The following is a 19,521-nucleotide window of genomic DNA, read 5'->3' on the forward strand; positions in this document are numbered from 1 at the left end:
ATGGCAATACCCCGTCGACGCGGTGGGGCTCCGCGCGGACGCAGTCGCCGTCGAGGGCGCGTCAGGCGACTTCGTCGCGGTCGGCGAGTCCGCCCCAGCCCAGCTTGTGGCGCAGGCGCGCGAAGAACGTCGTCCCGGGAAAGCGGACGACGAGCACCGGACGCTGCGCGCGGCGCACGACGAGCGACTCGGCCGAGGCGAAGTTCGTTCCCACCTGGCCGTCGACCGTCACGAGCAGCTCCTCCGGCCCGTCGCGTCCGCGCACGCGCACCTCCGCCGACGCGGGGAGCACGAGGGGACGGATGGCGAGGGTGTGCGGCGAGACCGGCGTGACGACGATGGACTCGACCGTCGGCACGACGACGGGACCGCCCGCCGAGAGCGAGTACGCCGTCGACCCCGTCGGCGTGGAGATGACGACGCCGTCCGCACCGTAGGCGCCGATCGGCTCCCCGTCGATCCACACGTCGAAACGCACGACGCGCGCGAAGCCGCCCTTGTGCAGCACGACGTCGTTCAGCGACCGCCAGTGCAGCCGCTCCGTGCCACCGGGATCCACCGCGCTCGCGTGCAGCGCCATGCGCGGCTCGGCGTAGTAGTCGCCGGCGGCGAGTCGGCGCAGCGCGTCGTCGAGCTCATTCGGCCCGCAGCTTGTGAGGAAGCCGAGCCGCCCCAGGTTCACGCCGAGGATCGGCACCTGCCGCTCGCCGACGAGACGCGCGCCGCGCAACAGCGTCCCGTCACCGCCGAGCGTGAGCAGCGCGTCGAGCGGCGTGTCGTCCGTTAGGCGCGCGACCGCGTCGGGCGCGAAGTCGGCGAGCTCCGGCTCGAACGCGAGCTCGAAGCCGAGCTGCGGCGACAGGTCGAGCAGCGTGCGCATGATCGCCGGGAGGTCCGCGTAGCCGCGATGCCCCACGACGCCCAGGCGCAGCGCGGCCTTCCGCTCTTCACCCACCGGGGTCACGCGCGCTCACCCGTCAGCCGGCGACCGCTTCGCTCTCGTGCAGCGCGCGCACGCGCTCCGCGATCCCCGCCGCATCGAGCCCGCAGCGTGCCAGCTGGCGCGCGCGCGGCGCCGCGACGATGATGCGGTCGGGCACTCCGTGCGCGACCACGCGCACCGTCGGCTCGAGCTGCGCGACGACGTTCGCCATGTACGCGCCGAAGCCGTTCACGACCGTGCCTTCCTCGACGACGAGGAGCTGACGGTGCTCGGCGAGCAGCGCCGCGAGCGTGACCTCGTCGTACGGCTTCAGGAAGCGGCAGTTCACGACGGTGACGTCGAGCCCCTCGGACGCGAGCGTGTCGGCCGCGGCGAGGGCGGGCTGCACCATGGTGCCCACCGCGAGCACGGCGACCTCCTTGCCGCGGCGCAGCACGTCCCACGTGCCGTACGGCGTCGCATCGATTTGCGCCGTCGGCGGCACCGCGTCGGGCACGGTGGCGCGCGGGTAGCGCACGCAGAACGGGCCGTCGTGCAGCGTGGCGGAGCGCAGCAGCGCCAGCAGCTCACGGCCGTCGCACGGCGCCGTCACCGTCATGCCGGGAACGGCGAGCATGTACGCGATGTCGTACAGTCCCATGTGCGTCTCGCCGTCCTCGCCGACGAGCCCCGCGCGGTCCATCGCGAGCACCACCGGCAGCTTCTGGATCGCGACGTCGTGGATCACGTTGTCGTACGCGCGCTGCAGGAACGTGGAGTAGATCGCGACGACCGGCCTGACGCCGCGCGTCGCGAGCCCCGCCGCGAAGGTCACCGCGTGCCCCTCCGCTATGCCGACGTCGAAGAAGCGCTGCGGGTGCGCCTTCGCGAACTCCTCGGTGCCCGTGCCGCTCGGCATCGCCGCCGTGATCGCGACGACGCGCGGGTCGATCGCGCCGAGCTCCGTGAGGCCGCGGCCGAACACCTTCGTGTACGTCGGGCCGGCCGACGACACCGCGATCTGCTTGCCCGTCGCCGGATCGTGGCCCGCCGGCAGCGCGTGCCACTTCTCGCCGTGCTCGCCGGCCGGGAAGCCCTTTCCCTTCTGCGTGACGACGTGCACGAGGCGCGGACCGGTCATCTCGCGCACCGCCGTGAACGTGTCGACGAGCAGGTCGACGTCGTGGCCGTCGATCGGGCCGAAGTAGCGGAAGCCGAGCTCCTCGAACAGCACGCCCGGCGTGAAGAACGCCTTCGCGCTCTCCTCCCACCGGCGCAGCAGCGTGCCCGCGACGCCGGCGTTGTCGGCGATCTCGCCGAGCTTCCGGCGCACGCGGTTGTACAGGGGGTTGCGCTGGATCGACGTGAGGTACTTGTGCATCGCGCCCACGTTAGGCGCGATCGACATCTCGTTGTCGTTCAGCACGACGACGACGTCGCGCTCCGAGTGGCCCGCGTTGTTCAGCCCCTCGTACGCGAGGCCGCAGGACAGCGCGCCGTCGCCGATGATCGCGGCGACCTTGAACGACTCGCCGTTCAGGTCACGCGCCGCCGCGATGCCGAGCGCCGCGGAGATCGACGTCGCGGCGTGACCTGCGCCGAACGTGTCGTACTCGCTCTCGGACCGCTTCAGGAAGCCGGAGATGCCGCTCTCCTGCCGCAGCGTCTCCATGCGCGTGTTGCGGCCGGTGAGCAGCTTGTGCGGGTACCCCTGGTGGCCGACGTCCCACACGAGCTGATCGCGCGGCGTGTCGAACGCGGCGTGGAGGGCGATCGTCAGCTCCACGACACCGAGCCCGGCGCCGATGTGGCCTCCCGTCTGGGAGCACACCGCGATGAGGCGCTCACGCATCTCCGCCGGGAGCGCGCGGAGCTCCTCCCGCGTCAGGCGCCGGAGGTCCGCCGGAGAGTCGATCCGATCGAGTAGGGACATGGCTGGAATCTACAGGAGCCGGCGCGACGACAGCAGCGCCCGCCGCGGGTCACGATCGCCGGCTGATGCTGAACCGGGCGAGGTGCTCGAGCGTCACGGTCAGCAGCCCTTCGCCGGCCAGCGCCTTGCACGCCTCGTCGACGAGCGCCTCGGCCCTCGCCCGCGCGCCGTGCACGCCGAGCAGCGCGGGATACGTGCTCTTGCCGAGCGCCACGTCGCGGCCGGCGGTCTTTCCCAGCTCGTCCGTCGTCGCCGTCACGTCCAGCACGTCGTCGACGATCTGGAACGCGAGGCCCACGCGCTGGCCGTAGCCCTCCAGCGCGTCCAGCACCGCCCGCGACGCGCCCGCGGCGATGCCTCCCACGATCACGGCGGCGGTGATGAGCGCGCCGGTCTTCGCCGCGTGGATGCGCTCCAGCTCCAGGAGCGACAGTGCGCGCCCCTCGGCCTCGAGGTCGAGGAGCTGCCCACCGATCATCCCGCCGGCGCCGGACGCGCGCATGAGCGCGCGGACGATCTCACCCACGGCCGCTCGCGCGATCCCGAGCGCCGTCGCGGCGTCGCTGGCGGCGCGGGCGGCGAGCGGCACCATCGCCAGCCCCGCCGCGGTTGCCGCGCGTACGCCGTACACGCGGTGCACCGTCGGCCGACCGCGACGGACGTCGTCGTCGTCCATGCACGGCAGGTCGTCGTGCACGAGCGAGTACGCGTGCACCACCTCCACCGCCGCGGCGAGCGCGCTCGCGTCGCCGTCGCCGCCGGCCGCCTCGTACGCCGCGAGCGCGAGGATCGGCCGGAGGCGCTTGCCCTCGCCGAGCAGGCTGTAACGGATCGCGTCGGCCGTCGTCGGCTCCACGCCGTCGAGGTAGCGCGCGCAGCACGCCGCGAGCGCGTCGTCCACTCGGCGGCGCCAGGCGGCGAGGTGCTCCGCCGTCGTGTCGGAGCGCGACGCGGTCGCGGCGCGCGCCACTCAGCGCTCCAGCGGGGGGAGCTCGAACGTGCCGTCGGAGCGCTCGACGAGGAGCTTCACCTGCTGCTCCACCCGCGCCAGCTCGCCGCTCGCCTCGCGGAGCCGCTCGATCCCCTCCTCGAACAACCGCAGCGCGCGATCGAGCTCCAGCGCGTCGCCTCCCAGCTCGTCGACGATCTCCTCGAGTCGCTCGAGGTTCTCCTCGAACGTCACGAGTCCCTCGGCAGCGTCGTGGCGCGCACCGCGCCGTCGGAGACGCGCAGCTCGAACTCGCCGGCCGCGGAGAGGTCGCTCACCCGGCTCAGCGTGCGCCCGTCGCTCGCGCGCGCGACGGCGTAGCCGCGCGCGAGCGTCGCGAGCGGGCTGAGGGCGTGCAGCCGGCCCGCCGCGGTCTCGATGCGAGCGCGACGACGCTCGGTCGCGCGCTCGCTCACCTGCACCAGCTCCGCGCGCACCCGTTGCAGCCGCTCTCGCGCGTCGGATGCCGCGCGCTGCGCCGCGGCGGAGAGCGCGTCGCGCAGCGCGACGAACTCCGCGGCGAGATGGCTCCGCACCGGCACCGCGGTCTCCGCGGCGACCGACGGCGTGGCGGCGCGCACGTCGGCGACGAGATCGCAGATCGTGACGTCCACCTCGTGGCCCACGGCGGAGATCACCGGCACCGGACACGCCGCGATCGCGCGCGCGAGGTCCTCGTCGTTGAACGCCCAGAGATCCTCGCGCGCGCCGCCGCCACGTCCGATGATGACGACGTCCGCACCGCCCCACCGCGCGACACGCTCCACGGCGTCGCACAGCTCCTCGGCGGCGCCCTCACCCTGCACCTTCGCGGGCACGAGGACGACCTCCACGCTCGGGCAGCGGCGCCGAACGACGGCGACGATGTCGTGCAGCGCCGCGCCGTCGGGGCTCGTGATCACCGCGACGCGGCGCGGCAGGCGCGGGAGCGCGCGCTTGCGCGCCGGATCGAGCAGGCCGTCCGCCTCGAGGCGCGCGCGCGTGCGATCGAGCGCCTTGCGCCACAGGCCATCGCCCTGGGCGTCGAGCGTGCGCACGACGAACTGCAGATCGCCACGCGCCGCGTAGACGCTCGGCTGGCCTAACGCCACGACCTGCATGCCGTCGTCGGGCGGAGCCGGCAGACGGCGCGCGTCGCGTCCCCAGATCACACAGCGGATCTGCGCGGTCTCGTCGCGCAGGCAGAAGTACCAGTGCCCGTTGCGGTGCGCCTTGAAGTCGCTGACCTCGCCGCGCACCCAGAGCGGCATGAACGCGCCCTCGAGCACCTCCTTCGCGGTGAGCGTCAGCGTCGACACCGCGACGGCCGATGCGGGCGACGCGCCGGGGATCACCCCGTCGTACGGGTCCGCGTCGACGCGGGCGTACGGATCGACCGGCGCCATCGCCTCGACCGGCGTCGTGGGCTCGATCTGCCGAGCCGCGGTCGCGCGACGGCTGGTCGACCCGGCGCGACGCGGCGGCTCGAGCACCGGGTCCACCGCGAACAGGTCGAGCGTGTCCGGCGCCGGCGCTGGCTTGCGCGGGCTCACGCGCCGGCCGCCCGGCGCGCCGCGCGCACCGTGTTCTCGAGCAGCATCGCGCGCGTCATCGGGCCCACGCCGCCGGGTACCGGCGTGATCGCCGACGCGACCTGGCGCACGGCCTCGAAGTCGACGTCGCCGACGAGACGCGTGCCGCTCTTCGTCGTGGGGTCGTCGATGCGGTTCATGCCGACGTCGATCACGACGGCGCCGGGCTTCACCATGTCGCCCGTCACGAACCGCGCGCGGCCGATCGCCGCGACGATCACGTCGGCGCGGCGCGTGTGCGCGGCGAGGTCGCGCGTGCGGCTGTGGCACACCGTCACGGTGGCATCCACGCCGGGCTGCACGAGCAGCGCCGCCATCGGCTTGCCGACGATGTTGCTGCGCCCGATGATGACCACCTCGGCGCCGCGCAGATCCACGCCCGCCTCGCGCAGCATCACCATCACGCCGGCAGGTGTGCACGGCGCGAAGCCGCTGTCCTCGCCGATGTACGTCTTGCCGACGTTCACCGGATGGAAGCCGTCGACGTCCTTCTCGGGCGCGATGCGCGCGATGACCGCGGCTGGATCGATCTGCTTCGGCACCGGCATCTGCACGAGGATGCCGTGCACCGCGGGATCTCCGTTCAGCCGGTCGACCACCGCGAGCAGCTCATCCTGCGACGTCGAGGCGGGCATGCGGATCTGCTCGCCGCGCATGCCGACTTCCTGGCAGTCCTTCGTCTTGTGGTGCACGTAGACCGCGCTCGCCGGATCGTCGCCGACGAGCACGACCGAGAGGCCGGGCGTGACGCCGCGCGCCTTCAGCTCGGCTACCTCGCCGGCGACCCGCTCGCGCACGCGCCGCGCGAGCGCCGCGCCGTCGAGCAGGCGCGCCTCCATCGCCATCTCAGCGTGCAAAGTCCACCGCCCGCGTCTCTCGGATCACCACGACCTTGATCTGCCCCGGATACTGCAGCTCGGCCTCGATGCGGCGGGCGATCTCCTCGCTCAGCGCCGTCATGCGCACGTCGTCCACCTCCTCGGGCGTGACGACGACGCGCACCTCGCGACCGGCCTGGATCGCGAAGACGCGATCTACACCGCGATAGCTCGATGCGATCCGCTCCAGCCCCTCGAGGCGCTTCACGTACGTCTCGAACGCCTCGCGCCGCGCGCCGGGCCGCGAGCCGCTGATCGCGTCGGCCGCCTGCACGAGCACGGAGATCTCGCTCTCGTGCGGCACGTCGTCGTGGTGCGCGGCGATCGCGTTCACGACGAGCGGGTGCTCGCCGTACTTCGTCGCCACCTCTACGCCGAGCTGCACGTGCGTGCCCTCGTGCTCGTGCGTGAGCACCTTGCCGACGTCGTGCAGCAGCGCGCCGCGCTTCGCCATCGGCACGTCGAGGCCGAGCTCCGCGGCCATGATGCCGGCGAGCCACGCGACCTCCTTCGAGTGCTGCAGGATGTTCTGCCCGTAGCTCGTGCGCCACTTCATGCGCCCGATGAGGCGGATCAGCTCCGGGTGCAGTCCGTTGACGCCGGTCTCGTACGCCGCCTGCTCGCCGACCTCGAGGATGTTCTGGTCGACTTCCTTCTTCGCCTTGTTGACGACCTCCTCGATGCGCCCGGGATGGATGCGCCCGTCGGCGACGAGCTTCTCCAGCGCGAGCCGCGCCACCTCGCGGCGCACCGGGTCGAAGCACGACACGACGACGGTGTCCGGCGTGTCGTCGATGATGACGTCGACACCCGTCGCGAGCTCGAACGCGCGGATGTTGCGCCCCTCGCGGCCGATGATGCGGCCCTTCATCTCGTCGTTCGGCAGCGACACGGCGGACACCGTCGTCTCGGCCGTGTGCTCGGCGGCGATGCGCTGCACGGCGAGCGCGACGATCTTCTTCGCCTCGCGCTCGGCGTTGCGGCGCGCCGACTCCCGGATCTCGCGGATGCGGCTCGCCGCGTCGGCCTGCGCGGCCTCCTCGATGCGGCGCATCAGCTCGTTCTTCGCCTCCTGCGCGGAGAGCCCCGCGAGCTCCTCGAGCCGTCGCGTCGCCTCGCCCTCGAGGCGATCGACCTCGCCCTGGCGCTCCTCGACGGTCTTCTCGCGTCGACCGAGCTCGCTCGCCCGACGGCCGAGCTCGCGGTCGCGCTGATCGAGCGTCTCGCTCTTGCGATCGAGCTGCGTCTCGCGCTCCTGCAGGCGGCGCTCCTCGCGCTCGACCTCCTCGCGGCGGCGGCGCACCTCCCCTTCCTGCGTCTCGCGCAGGCGGAGCAGCTCTTCCTTGCCGCTGACGACGGCGCTCTTGCGGAGTCCCTCGGCGTCGCGCTCGGCCTCGGACCGGATGCGCTGGGCGGACTCCTCGGCGGAGGCCTTCGCGGCGCGCTGCCGCTCGAGCTCCTCCGTCCGACCCACCTTCACCCCGGAGCCCCGGCCCACCGCAAACGCCGCCACCCCGACGACGACACAAGCGAGAAGTCCCAGCAGAGCCGGGATCAGTTGTGAACTCATGTCGGATCTATGCTCCACCGCGACGCACGCAGCGCGCGGACCGAGGAAGGACGGGCTCCCGACGGACGGATCCGACAAGGACCGCGGGGCTCGGTGCTGGCCACGCGCGATTCCCGGTCGGAGCGCCTAACTGCAATCCGCGCTTGCACCTACGGGACAGCGAGCACCGCCGGCAAAGCTACCGCGCAGTGTGTCGGCGCGCAACGGCGGCCGGCCGAGGCCGCCGGTCCTAGACCGCGTCGGTCCGCTTCACTGGCGGCAGCCAGCGCTTCACCTCGGCGCTCAGCTCCTGCATCGACTGCGTCATCCGCTCGGCGTCAGCGCGCGCCCGGAACAGCTCGTCCGTGATCTGCAGCGCCGCCAGGATCGCCGCCTTGTGCGTCTCCACCACCGAACCCGTGGCGAGCACCCGCCGGATGATGCCGTCCACGTGCGCCGCGACCTCGCGAGTGTGCGCGGCGCTCGCCTCGGTTCGGATCATGTAGTCGTCCCCGAGGATCGAGACGCGCACCGAGTTGCGCCGCTCGCCGCCGGCCGCGCCGGCTTCACCGTCAGCGCTCACCCGCTCCTCCCTCCTGCTGCCGCAGGAACCGCAGTCGCTCGGCCATCTGCCTGGTCCGCTCGGCCGCATCGTCGAGGCGGGCGCGCAGCTCGCCGTTCTCCCGCTCCAGCTCGGCCAGCCGCGAGGCCAGCGACTCGCGCGTCGGCGCGGTGTCGCCGTGGCCGGTGTGCTCCATCGCGTCCCGCCACCGTCGCTCGGCCTCGAGCGCCCGCCGACGGAAGAACGCCAGCTCCTCGCCCAGGCTGCGGACGAGGCGTTCCAGCTCCGAGAAGGCCATCTCAGGACGCGCGTTGCCGGACACCGAGCTCCCCCTCGAGTGCGCGGAGCAGCTTCGTGCGCCGCCCCTCGACTTCCTTGTCGCGCAGCGTGCGCTGCGGGTCGCGCAGCGTCAGCCGCCACGCGAGGCTTCGGGTCCCCGCCGGGACGTCCCCGCCCCGGAACACGTCGAACAGCACGAGCTGCTCGAGCAGCTCGCCGACCGCGACGCGGATGACCTCCTCCACGCGGCTCGCCGGCGTCGCGTCCGGTACCAGCAGCGCGAGGTCGAACACCACCGCGGGCGTCGTCGGCAGCTCGCGATACTGGACGTGCGACACGCGCGCGATCGGCGGCACCGAGCCCCAGGCGTTCGATCCCGGCTCGGCCACGACGGCCGACTGCACGCGCATCAATTCGAGCTCCACACCGAACGGCTGCGCCGCCCAGGGCGGCAGGTCGAGGCGCACGCGCCGCACCGTGCCGCGCGACTCGCCGTCGACGTCGATGCGCCACAGCACGTCGTCCTCGCCGACCGGCACGAGGTCCACACGGTGTCCCGGATGGCCCGCCGCGGCGACGCGCTCCGCGATCGCCTTCGCGTCCCACTCGTCGAACGCCGGCGGGTGCGGCTCGGAGAAGTGCACCGGCCGCCGCGCGCCCATGATCAGGACCCCGACGTGCATCCGCTCGTCGGGGAGGGACGGGTGCACGCTTTCGTCGGGCCGCTCGCCGTGCGGGCGGAAGACATGGCCGATCTCGAACAGCCGCACGTCGCCGTGCATGCGCGCGAGATTGTGCTCGGCACGCCGCGCGAGCGTCTCGAGCACCTCGCGCCGCAGGTGCGGCTCGTCCTCGGCGAGCGGGTTCTGCACGCGCACGTGGGCGTCGTCGCCCGCCACGAACGGCAGCGGACGCGCCTCGAGCAGACCCGCGCCGACGAGCTCCGCGCGCACGCGGTCGGCGAGCAGGAACATCGGATCGTCGGGCACGCGCCCCGGACGGAACGGCCGGATCTCGGTCGGCAGCGCGTCGAAGCCGACGAGGCGCGCGACCTCCTCGATCAGATCCGCCTCGCGCTCCACGTCCTGTCGCCACGTGGGCGGCGACACCGTCCACGCGCCCTCTCCGCTGCGCGCGACGTCGAAGCCGATCGCGCGCAGCAACCGCTCCACGTCGGCGTCGGCGACCGGGGCGCCGAGCACGCGCGCGAGGCGCGCGGCACGCAGCGGCACCGCCGGCAGCGCACCGGGTGCGCGCCCGACGTCGATGACTCCCTCCACCGCCCCGCCGGCGAGCGACACGATCAGCCCGGCGCCCGCCGCGAGCAGCTCCAGCGTCGCGGCGCGGTCGACGCCGCGCTCGAAGCGATAGCTCGCGTCGGTCGAGACGTTCGCGAGCATGCGTCCGCGGCGCACGCGCCGCGGATCGAAGTACGCGACCTCCAGCAGCACGTCGGTCGTGCCCTCGGAGACCTCGGAGCCCTGCCCGCCGATGACGCCGGCGATCGCCTCCGCGCGCTCGGCGCCGGCGATCGCGAGCACGTCCGGCGACAGCGCCCGCTCGACGCCGTCGAGCGTGACGAGCTTCTCGCCGGCGCGCGCGCGCCGCACGACGACGCGGTCGCCGAGCTTCGCGAGGTCGAACGCGTGCATCGGCTGGCCGAGGCCGTGGAGGCAGTAGTTCGTCGCGTCGACCACGTTGTTGATCGAGCGCGCGCCGACGGCCGCGAGGCGCTGGACGAGCCACTCCGGGCTCGGGCCGACGCGCACGCCGCGAATCACCGCCGCGCAGTAACGCGGGCACCCCTCGGTGTCATCGATGCGCACCGTGACGCCAGCGGCCGACGCCTCCTTCGGGTCGCGCGCGGCGCTCGCTACGTCGGCGTGGCGCCCGAGCTCCGGCGGGTCGACGATCGCGACGCCGGTGAGCGCCGCGACCTCGCGCGCGACGCCTCGCTGCGACAGCAGGTCCGGCCTGTTAGGCAGCACGTCGAGGTCGAGGCGCGTGTCGCCCGTGGGCAGCACGTCGACGAGCGGCGTCCCGGGCGCCGCCTCGGTCGCCAGCTCGAGGATGCCCTCGTGGTCCTCGCCGAGCCCGAGCTCCATCGCGGAGCACAGCATGCCGGCCGACGTGAAGCCGCGGATCTTCCGCCGCTCGATCGTGATGCCGCCCTTGCCCGGGATCACCGTGCCGACGCGCGCGAGCGGGTACTTCGCACCGACCGCCACGTTAGGCGCGCCGCACACGACCTCCAGCAGCTGACCGCTGCCGTCGTCCACCCGATTGAACGACAGTCGCGTCTCCGGGATCCGCTCGCTGTGCACCACCTGACCGACGACGAACGGGGCGAGATCCGAGCGCAGCGACTCGAGGCCGTCGAGCGTGGCCACGTGTGCGCTCAGCAGCTCGCCGAGCTGCTTCGGCGTGAGCGTGTGCGGGACGAAGGCGCGAACCCAGTCGTACGAGACGTTCATCAGGCGAACTGCTCCAGGAAGCGGACGTCGGAATCGTACAGCAGTCGAATGTCGGGAAGCCCGAAGCGCAGCATGGCGATGCGTCCGGGCCCCATGCCGAACGCCCAGCCGGTGTAGCGCTCGCTGTCGACGCCGGCCGCCTCGAGCACCGCGGGGTGCACCATGCCCGAGCCGAGGATCTCCATCCAGCCGGTACCCTTGCAGCCCGCGCAGCCGCTGCCGCCGCACAGCAGACACTGCACGTCCATCTCCGCCGACGGCTCGGTGAACGGAAAGAAGCTCGGGCGGAAGCGCGTCACCGCGCTGCCGAAGAAGCGGCGTGCGAACTCGGAGAGCGTCGACTTGAGGTCGACGAACGAGATCCCCTCGTCGACGGCGAGCCCCTCGATCTGCATGAACGCCGGCGCGTGCGACGGATCGAAGAAGTCGCGCCGGTACACGTTGCCGGGAATGAGCACGCGCACCGGGGGCTCGAAGCGCTGCAGCGTGCGCGTCTGCACCGGCGACGTGTGCGTGCGCAGCAGCGCGTCCTGGCCGAGGTAGAGCGTGTCGTGCAGCTCCATGGCCGGATGGTCGGCCGGGAAGTTGAGCGACCCGAAGTTGTACCACGGCGTCTCCGCCTCCGGCCCCGCCGCGACGGTGAACCCGAGCTCGCGGAAGATGCCGACGATCTCGTCGACGACCTGGGTGACGGGATGTCGCGCGCCGCGCCACGCCTCGCGCGCCGGGAGCGAGAGGTCGACGCGCTCGCCGGCGCCCTTCGCCGCCGCCTGCCGCTGCTGGAACTCGGCGAGCGCGGGATCGATGACCGCGGTCTTGAGGTGATTGAACGCCTGGCCGGCGTCGCGCCGGTTGTCGTGCGGGAGCTTGCCGAGCGCACGCTGCAGCGCCGTGAGGCGATCGGCGATCGCGGCGTTCAAGCGGCCTTTGACGGCGTCGAGACGCTCTCCCGGATCGGCGGCGCCAAGGATGTCGCGGGCTTCCTCTCCGATCCGTCGTGCTTCCGTCGTGAATTCGTCGAGCGTCATACGAACAGGGATGGCAGAAACGCCGCGCGGCGGCAGCGGACCGGGTAAGGTCGCACTGCCGCCGCGCAGATGGTAGACCGAGCGATCAGGCCGCCGAGACGTCGTTGTCGCGCGCGGTGCGCACCTGGTCGGCGATCGCGCCGAACGCCTGCGGATCGCGCACGGCGATGTCCGCGAGCACCTTCCGGTCGATCTCGATGCCGGCCTTCTTCAGCCCGTCGATGAACGTGCTGTAGTTCATGCCGTGCTGGTTCGCCGCGGCGTTGATGCGGATGATCCAGAGGCGGCGGAACTCACGCTTCTTGTTCTTGCGGTCGCGGTAGGCGTAGCGCCAGCCGCGCTCCACCGTCTCCTTGGCCGCCTTCCAGAGCTTGGACCGGCCGCCGTACGCACCCTTGGCGGCTTCCATCACCTGCTTCTTGCGCTTCAGGCGCGTGACGTTCGAGCGAGCGCGAGGCATAGTCGATTCCTCCCGGTTATGCCTGGATCAGGCGCTTGAGAACCTTGGCCTCGCCGTTCGTCCCCACCGTCGTGTTGCGGCGGAGATTGCGCTTCCGCTTCGGCGACATCTTGGTCAGGATGTGGCTCTTGTAGGCCTTCGCACGCTTCACCTTCCCGGTACCAGTCACCGAGAAGCGCTTCGCGGCGCCCTTGTGGGTCTTCATCTTCGGCATACGTGCACCCGCTCCCTTAAGACTTCGGGGTGAGAATCATGGTCATGGCCTTGCCTTCGAGCCGGGCATCGGCCTCGATCTTGGCGAGGTCCTGCAGCTCCTGCGCGACGCGATCGACGACCTGCTTCCCGAGCTCGGGGTGCGAGATCTGACGGCCGCGGAACATCAGGGTGACCTTGACCTTGTTGCCTTCCTCGAGGAACCGCCGAGCGTGACGCGTCTTGGTCTCGAAGTCGTGCTCGTCGATGCCAGGTCGGAACTTCACTTCCTTGAGCTGGATGACGTGCTGCTTCTTCTTGGCCTGCCGCGCCTGCTTCGCCTGCTCGAACTTGAACTTCCCGTAGTCCATGATGCGGGCGACGGGCGGGCGAGCCATGGGGGCGACCTCCACGAGGTCGAGTCCCTGCTCTTCGGCGATGGCGAGGGCCCGCTCGACTTCGAGAATGCCGAGCTGGCTACCGTCGGAACCGATGACCCGGATCGGGCTGATCCGGATCTGCCGATTGACGCGGACGCGCTTGGTCGAGTCCTGAATGGCTGGAGTTCCTCGAGAAGGTGACAAGAAAAGCGCGGCCTCCCTTGGGAGCCCGCGCGGCGCACGCGCGCCGCGCCGAGGCCTCCGGCCACCGGCTGACACGCGTCGAACTTCGGGACTCCTGCAGCACCTGCACCCGTTGCGTCGGGCGAGGGCCAGAGGGTGGGGGCACGACAGGCGCCCCGCTTCGCTGGTTGTGAGGCGGAAACCTAGTCAGGGCAAGAGCATAGGTCAACCGCCGAGTGCGTCGCGCCGTCAGATGACCGGCTGCACCCGCCCGGTCTCCGGCCCGGCGCCGCTCGGATGCTTCACCTTGTCGCCGAGGACGGAGACCAGGCCGTAGGCCTTGCCGTCGTGGGCGACGCGGTCCCACGCGACGTTCGCGTCGTGCTCGAACACGAGCAGCCAACCCTCTTCCCTGGCGCGTCTTAGGAGCCACCGCTTGCTCTCCAGCGTGACCAGCGGCTCGACGTCGTAGCCCATGATCCACGGGAGCGGCAGGTGGGCCGCGGTCGGGCACACGTCGCCGAGGAAGCAGGCCACCTCGCCGTCGCTCTCGATCAGGACGCTCTGGTGGAACGGCGTATGGCCGGGCGTCGGGAGCGTCACGATGCCCGGGAGCAGCTCCACCTCGCCGACCACCTCGTCGATCACGCCGGCGTCGACGAGCGGCTGGAAGTTCGGCGCGAGGTAGCTGGCCGCCGTCCGCTCGTTGGTCTTCGTCGCGTAGTGCAGCTCCCCATTCTGGACCACGTAGCGCGCGCTCGGGAACGACGGCCGGACGGCGCCGCTCTCGTCGCGGTACGTGTTGCCGCCGGCGTGGTCGAAGTGGAGGTGCGTGTTCACCACGAGCCCCACGTCCTCCGGGCGCATGCCGAGCTGGGTGAGCCCGTCCTCGAGCAGCGTGCGGCCGTTCGCGCCGGCGTTCTCGACGCCGTAGATCTCGTGGAACTTGGCGTCCTCCTTGTTCCCCGCGCCGGTATCGATGAGGACGAGCCCCTGCGGGTGCTCGATGACCAGGCACCGCATGCCGAGCTGGATGCGGTTGCGCTCGTCCGGCGCGATGCGCCGCTCCCAGAGCGGCTTCGGGACGACGCCGAACATCGCGCCGCCGTCCAGGCGCTGGCCGCCGGCCTGGATCGCGTGGATGGTGAGGCGGCCCAACCGGCGCGTCTCGACCAGCGGCGTCGGAGCGGTCATGCGGTCGTGTCCTTGTCGACGGGGGTGGGCATGGCGGCGCGGCGGCGACGTCGGGCGGCTCCGGTGCCGCCGGACAGCCACCGATCGAGCTCGCCCCAGGTCGTGATGCCGCGGTCGCGCGCGTCGTGGAGCAGGCGCACGAGACAGTGGGCGGTGGCCACGGCGTCGCCCGCTGCGGAGTGCCGCCACGGCCGGTCGCGCCCGTGGCGTTCCTCGAAGTACGACTCGGCGAACCGGTCGGCGCCGTAGAAGTCCGCCACGTGGCCGAGCGACCGACTGCGGAGCTGCGGCAGGAGCTTCCGCGCCAGGCGGACGGTGCACAGCCGACGGCCCTCGAGCCGGCGACCGCTGGCGCGCTCGATCTCGTGCGTCACGAACCGCCAGTCGAACGTCACGTTGTGGGCGACGAACACGTGGCCGGTGAGCGCGGACATGACGTCCTCGCACACCTCGCCGAAGCGCGGCTTGTCGCGCACCATCTCGTGTGTGATGCCGGTGAGCCGCATGATCGCCGGCGGGATCGACCGCTCGGGGTTCACGAGCGTCTCGTAGACGTCGCGCACCTCGCCGCCCTCCACCACCACGGCCGCGATCTCGGTGATGCGGTGCCCGCGCGTCGGAGCGCCGCCGGTCGTCTCGACGTCGACAACCACGTACGACAGGTCGAGCAGTCGCTCGTCGTCGCCGGGGGATGCGCGGAGCAGCGTGTCGGACACGCGATCCAGCACCCGTCGGGACGGACGCGCGGGCGGCGCGGCGACGGGCTCCTCCTGGCGTCGCGCCTCGCGCGCGGCGCGCCACTCCTCGAAGCTCGGCGCCGGGGGGGCGGCGTCGCGCAGCGGGCCCCCGGCCTCGCGCGGCTGCTGTCCACGTGCGGCGATGGTCCAGCGGCCGTCCGGGAGCTGCTGGAACTCGGCGAACGGTCCGAGCAGCTCGAGCGCCACGCGCTCGGCGAGCGGCTCGGGCAGGCCCGGGATCTGGCAGACGGAGGAGACGAGCACCGACGACGTCGCCGGGCCACCGGCGAGGAAGTCGCGGGCCCGCTCGACGAGCAGCGTATCGACCGGTCGGCTGGAGACGCCTCGCGTCACGGGCGAGGGAGAGTGCGGCATGAACGACGACGGGACTGCGAAGGGCCGACAGGATGCGAAGGGAGCGTCATACCCGCGTCGGGGAAGAACGGGCCGACCGCCGCGCCGCGACCATCCATCGTCACGCCGCACGCCCGAAGATAACGCTGCGCGTCGCGCGGCGGTTGGGGCCCCGCATGCGCAAGAATCGTTCGGTGCCGAAGGACCCTACCCCTCCGCCGAGTCCGTGGGCTATCTTGTGAACGAATTCACAAGGTCATCGCCTCCCGTGAAGCGCATCGCCGAGTCGACCGTCCGACGCCTCTCCGTCTACATGCGGTACCTGGAGGAGCTGACCGCACGGGGAATCGCCACCACTTCGAGCGACGAGCTGGCGGAGCACAGCGGCACCACGCCGGCTCAAGTCCGGAAGGACCTCTCGTTCTTCGGCTCGTTCGGGAAGCGGGGCCTCGGCTACTCCGTCCACGAGCTGCTCGACCGCATCCGGCGCATCCTCGGGCTCGGCCGCGAGTGGAAGGTCGTCATCATCGGCGCCGGGAAGATCGGGAGCGCGCTGAGCACCTATCGCGGCTTCACGACGCGCGGCTTCTGCGTCGTCGGCGTGTACGACAAGGACCCGCAGAAGATCGGCCGCCGGTGGGACGGGCACCTCGTGCGCGACGTCACCGTGTTCGAGTCGGACGCCGCGGAGCTGCGGCCGGACATCGCGGTGCTCGCGATCCCCGCCGAGAACGTGCAGTCGGAGGTCGACCGCATCGTGCGCGCGGGGATCAAGGCGATCCTGAACTTCGCGCCCGGCCGGCTGCAGGTGCCCGCGGGTGTGACGCTGAAGACCGTGAACATGGCGATGGAGCTCGAGGGGCTCTCGTTCGCCCTCACGAACCGCGACGCCTAACGCGCGCGCAGCGCGGCGACGACGCGCGCGAAGTCCTCGGGTGACAGCGTCTCGGGGCGCGCTTCCGGATCGACGCGCGATGCCGCGAGCACGGCGTCGGCCTCCTCGACGGACAGACTCGCCACGGTGCGCAGCACGCGCCGCATCTGCTTCCGCCGCAGGCCGAACGCGGCGATGACGAACGCGCGGTAGCGCTCCTCGACGTCGGCCGGCACGACGGGATCGTCGCGCGGCACGAGGCGGATGACGGCGGAATCGACCTGCGGCGGCGGCGAGAACGCGCCCGGGGGGACGCGGAACAGCACCTCGGCGCGCGCGAAGCCCTGCACGTTCACCGACAGCGCGCCGTACTCCTTGCTCCCGGGCGCGGCGACGACACGCTGCGCGACCTCGAGCTGCACGAGGTACACGGCGCGCGACGGACGCGGCGGCCGCAGCGCGTGGAAGAGGATCGGCGTCGTGATGTAGTACGGCACGTTGCCGACGAGAGCGTACGGCCCGTCGGCGAGCGCACCGAGGTCCGTCTCCAGCACGTCCGCCTCGACGATGCGCACGTTCGGTCGCGTGGCGTAGCGCTCGCGCAGTAGCGCGGCGAGATCGCGATCGAGCTCGATGGCGACGAGGCGCCGCGCGCGGTCGACCAGCAGATCCGTCAGCGCGCCGCGTCCGGGTCCGATCTCGAGCACCGTCTCGGTGCCGCCGAGATCGAGCGCGCCGGCGATGCGCTCCAGCGCCGAGCGGTCGCGCAGGAAGTGCTGGCCGAAGCGCTTGCGCGCGCGCGGATAGCCGCCGTCGCGCGTCGGCCGGGCGCGGCTCACGTCGCGCTCTGCACCACGACGACGGTGAGATCGTCGCGCTGCGGCGCGTCGCCGACGTGCGCGTCGAGCCGGTCGAGGATGCGGCGCAGCACCTCGTCGGGCTCCTCGCGCACCGACGCACGCGCCGCGTCGACGACGGCGTCCTCGCCGAGTCGCGCGCCGTCGCGGTCGCGTGCGTCGCTCACACCGTCGGTGAACAGCAGCAGCACGTCGGAGCCGCGACGCCACGGCACCGCGCGCGTCGCCGGCGGCTCGTCCACCATGCCTAACGGCGGCGCGGTGGCGACGAGCCGCTCCACCTCGCCGCCCGGGCGCAGCACGAACGCGTGCGGGTGACCGGCATTCGCGTAGCGCAGCTCACCGCGCTCGGGGTCGACCACCGCGTAGAGCGTGGAGATGAACATCTCGGTGCTCGTGAGCTCCTCGCGCAGCGAGTGCAGCACGGCGCCGAGCGTCTCGCCGGGATCCTCCGACGACTGCGCGTGGATGGCCGACGCGCTCATGGCGAGCGCCATGATGAGCGCCGCGCGGTAACCGTGCCCCGACACGTCGCCGATCATCACGCCCGTGCCGCGGTCGCCGACGCGGAAGAGATGATAGAAGTCGCCGGCGACGCTCTCCGCGGGCACCACGCGCGCGGCGACGCGCGCCGCCGGCGCGACCGCGTTCACGGACGGCAGGAGCTTCATCTGCAGGTCGTGCGCGAGCGCCATCTCGTGCGACAGCCGCTGCTGCTGCAGCGACGCACGCACCAGCCGCGCGTTCTGGATCGCGGCGGCGATCTGCGACGCGATGGCCGCGACGAGCTTGAGGTCTCCCGCCGTGAACGCGTGCCGCCCGCGGCGCCCGGAGAGGTTCACGACGCCGAGCGGCTCGCCGCCCTCGGGAGTGCTCCAGAGAATCGGCACGGACAGCATCTCGCCGTGCCGGTACGCGGCCTCGCCGGCGCTCGGAGTGGCGGTGCGCTCGGCGATGATCGGGTGCAGCGTGCGGAAGACCGTGGCGGACACGCTCGCCTCGTCGCCGACGGCGATCGGCGGCACCGTCTCGGGGGCGGTGCCGAGCACGGCGACGGCCTGCAGGGTGCCGGTGACGCGATCGAGCAGCAGGATCGAGCCGCGCGACGCGCCGACCGTCTCCGACACCTCGGTGAGGATCGTCGACGCGGTCTCCTCCAACGTGACGGCGCGGCCGAGGATCTCGCTGATCGTGTAGAGGAGGTTGATCTCCTCGTAGCGCTCGGCGAGCTCGATCGCCGCCTGCTCCACCTCGGTGCTCGACGCGAGATGCCGTCCGACGACGTGCGTGAGCAGATCGGCGTGGACCTCGAGCGGTGTGCGGTCGTCGGCGCACGGGCCGGCGACGACGTAGGTGCGCGCGATGCCGGCGATGGGTGCCACGATGAGCGGCCCGTCGGCCGACTCGGTCGCGAGCGGCTCCGTCGTGGTCGGGAACGCGGCCGGGGGCGCGGGCCCGGCGAACGATGCCGCGCGCAGCTCCGGCGGGTCGGCGGGACCGGCGGGGGTGCGCCACACGCTGACGTGACAGCCGGTCGCCGCGTGGAACGCGCGCAGGAGGGCGTCGAGCCCTGCCGCCCGCCCGCCCGCCGCCGCCATCGTCAGCCGCTCCTCGGGCGCTGGAGCGTCAGACGTACGACCGTGCCGGGCGCGCCGGCATCGACGCGTTCGACACGGTCCATCAGCTTGCGCATCAGGAACAGCCCGCGCCCGTCCTCGCGGTCGAGCCACTCCGCGGAGCTCGGGTCGGGCTCGTACGCCTCGATGTCGAAGCCCTTCCCCTCGTCCTGCACCTCGAGGACGATCGCCTGCGCGTCCATCGCGGCACGCACGCGCACGTGCTTGTCGGCGTCGTCGTTGTTGCCGCGCAGGATCGCGTTCGACAACGCCTCGGTGAGCGCGACGGGCACGTTCAGCGCGCACACGCGGCGCGGATAGTGGAACTCCGCGCACTGCCGCGCGACGAGATCCACGATGCGCTCGATGTAGCGGACGTCGCTCGGAAAGTCGATGTCGAACGTCAGCCGCATCGCGTCGGGCGTGGGTGCTGAAGGATCGGACCCGTTCGCGTCGCGGTCGCTCGTACCGATCATCGTGCGGAGGTGCG

General features: G+C 72.3%; 20 protein-coding genes. 1 reads left to right on the forward strand and 19 read right to left on the reverse strand.

Annotated elements, in window-relative coordinates; all coding sequences use genetic code 11:
* Window positions 1–61: 61 nt before the first annotated feature.
* The 16 genes from J421_RS17295 to J421_RS17370 all read right to left on the reverse strand — a co-directional run bounded on the left by J421_RS17295 (window position 62) and on the right by J421_RS17370 (window position 15,684).
* On the reverse strand, window positions 62–955 hold the full coding sequence (locus J421_RS17295) for an NAD(+)/NADH kinase (protein WP_025412433.1): 894 nt from the start codon (window positions 953–955) through the stop codon (window positions 62–64).
* Window positions 956–977: 22 nt separating this feature from the next.
* Window positions 978–2,855 carry a 1-deoxy-D-xylulose-5-phosphate synthase gene (gene dxs, locus J421_RS17300; protein WP_025412434.1) on the reverse strand — a complete coding sequence of 626 codons (1,878 nt, stop codon included), beginning with the start codon at window positions 2,853–2,855 and terminating at the stop codon, window positions 978–980.
* Window positions 2,856–2,904: 49 nt separating this feature from the next.
* Window positions 2,905–3,825: a polyprenyl synthetase family protein gene (locus tag J421_RS17305; RefSeq protein ID WP_025412435.1), complete on the reverse strand. Its 921-nt coding sequence runs from the start codon at window positions 3,823–3,825 to the stop codon at window positions 2,905–2,907.
* The gene (gene xseB / locus J421_RS17310) at window positions 3,826–4,038 is read right to left on the reverse strand and encodes an exodeoxyribonuclease VII small subunit (protein ID WP_025412436.1); all 213 of its coding nucleotides are present in this window, start codon (window positions 4,036–4,038) and stop codon (window positions 3,826–3,828) included.
* Window positions 4,035–5,375 carry an exodeoxyribonuclease VII large subunit gene (gene xseA, locus J421_RS17315; RefSeq protein WP_025412437.1) on the reverse strand — a complete coding sequence of 447 codons (1,341 nt, stop codon included), beginning with the start codon at window positions 5,373–5,375 and terminating at the stop codon, window positions 4,035–4,037. The genes xseB and xseA overlap by 4 nt, the downstream gene beginning before the upstream one ends.
* A complete protein-coding gene (gene folD, locus J421_RS17320) occupies window positions 5,372–6,253 on the reverse strand; it encodes a bifunctional methylenetetrahydrofolate dehydrogenase/methenyltetrahydrofolate cyclohydrolase FolD (RefSeq protein WP_025412438.1) in 882 nt (293 codons plus the stop codon). Before folD ends, xseA begins: the two co-directional genes overlap by 4 nt.
* Window positions 6,254–6,260: 7 nt before the next feature.
* Window positions 6,261–7,862, reverse strand: a complete 1,602-nt coding sequence (gene rny / locus J421_RS17325) for a ribonuclease Y (RefSeq protein ID WP_104022746.1) — start codon at window positions 7,860–7,862, stop codon at window positions 6,261–6,263.
* A 229-nt stretch (window positions 7,863–8,091) separates the two neighbouring features.
* Complete coding sequence (locus J421_RS17330; protein ID WP_025412440.1) at window positions 8,092–8,424, reverse strand: cell division protein ZapA; 333 nt, start codon at window positions 8,422–8,424, stop codon at window positions 8,092–8,094.
* Window positions 8,414–8,701 (reverse strand): hypothetical protein, encoded by a 288-nt coding sequence (locus J421_RS17335; RefSeq protein ID WP_025412441.1) that lies wholly within the window; start codon window positions 8,699–8,701, stop codon window positions 8,414–8,416. Before J421_RS17335 ends, J421_RS17330 begins: the two co-directional genes overlap by 11 nt.
* 1 nt (window position 8,702) lies before the next feature.
* Entirely contained in the window at window positions 8,703–11,156 is a 2,454-nt protein-coding gene (gene pheT, locus J421_RS17340; RefSeq protein WP_025412442.1) for a phenylalanine--tRNA ligase subunit beta, read from the reverse strand.
* Entirely contained in the window at window positions 11,156–12,184 is a 1,029-nt protein-coding gene (pheS, locus tag J421_RS17345) for a phenylalanine--tRNA ligase subunit alpha (protein WP_025412443.1), read from the reverse strand. Before pheS ends, pheT begins: the two co-directional genes overlap by 1 nt.
* A gap of 85 nt (window positions 12,185–12,269) precedes the next feature.
* The gene (rplT, locus tag J421_RS17350) at window positions 12,270–12,644 is read right to left on the reverse strand and encodes a 50S ribosomal protein L20 (RefSeq protein ID WP_025412444.1); all 375 of its coding nucleotides are present in this window, start codon (window positions 12,642–12,644) and stop codon (window positions 12,270–12,272) included.
* A gap of 16 nt (window positions 12,645–12,660) precedes the next feature.
* Complete coding sequence (gene rpmI, locus J421_RS17355) at window positions 12,661–12,858, reverse strand: 50S ribosomal protein L35 (protein ID WP_025412445.1); 198 nt, start codon at window positions 12,856–12,858, stop codon at window positions 12,661–12,663.
* A gap of 16 nt (window positions 12,859–12,874) precedes the next feature.
* Window positions 12,875–13,420, reverse strand: coding sequence for a translation initiation factor IF-3 (gene infC / locus J421_RS17360; RefSeq protein WP_201773033.1), 546 nt, complete (start codon window positions 13,418–13,420; stop codon window positions 12,875–12,877).
* Window positions 13,421–13,648: 228 nt separating this feature from the next.
* Complete coding sequence (locus J421_RS17365; RefSeq protein WP_025412447.1) at window positions 13,649–14,593, reverse strand: MBL fold metallo-hydrolase; 945 nt, start codon at window positions 14,591–14,593, stop codon at window positions 13,649–13,651.
* Complete coding sequence (locus J421_RS17370; protein ID WP_025412448.1) at window positions 14,590–15,684, reverse strand: 3'-5' exonuclease; 1,095 nt, start codon at window positions 15,682–15,684, stop codon at window positions 14,590–14,592. Before J421_RS17370 ends, J421_RS17365 begins: the two co-directional genes overlap by 4 nt.
* Window positions 15,685–15,952: 268 nt before the next feature.
* On the opposite strand from J421_RS17370, the gene J421_RS17375 reads away from it, so the two are divergent.
* Window positions 15,953–16,579, forward strand: a complete 627-nt coding sequence (locus tag J421_RS17375) for a redox-sensing transcriptional repressor Rex (RefSeq protein WP_025412449.1) — start codon at window positions 15,953–15,955, stop codon at window positions 16,577–16,579.
* Here J421_RS17375 and rsmA read toward each other — a convergent pair.
* Genes rsmA through J421_RS17390 form a run of 3 tightly spaced genes read right to left on the reverse strand, consistent with a single transcriptional unit; the run spans window position 16,576 to window position 19,507 of the window.
* Complete coding sequence (rsmA, locus tag J421_RS17380; RefSeq protein WP_025412450.1) at window positions 16,576–17,397, reverse strand: 16S rRNA (adenine(1518)-N(6)/adenine(1519)-N(6))-dimethyltransferase RsmA; 822 nt, start codon at window positions 17,395–17,397, stop codon at window positions 16,576–16,578. The genes J421_RS17375 and rsmA overlap by 4 nt on opposite strands.
* Window positions 17,394–19,013, reverse strand: coding sequence for a PP2C family protein-serine/threonine phosphatase (locus tag J421_RS17385; protein WP_025412451.1), 1,620 nt, complete (start codon window positions 19,011–19,013; stop codon window positions 17,394–17,396). Before J421_RS17385 ends, rsmA begins: the two co-directional genes overlap by 4 nt.
* A 2-nt stretch (window positions 19,014–19,015) precedes the next feature.
* Window positions 19,016–19,507, reverse strand: coding sequence for an ATP-binding protein (locus J421_RS17390; RefSeq protein ID WP_025412452.1), 492 nt, complete (start codon window positions 19,505–19,507; stop codon window positions 19,016–19,018).
* Window positions 19,508–19,521: the final 14 nt, after the last annotated feature.

This window comes from Gemmatirosa kalamazoonensis, assembly GCF_000522985.1.
Classification (GTDB): domain Bacteria; phylum Gemmatimonadota; class Gemmatimonadetes; order Gemmatimonadales; family Gemmatimonadaceae; genus Gemmatirosa; species Gemmatirosa kalamazoonensis.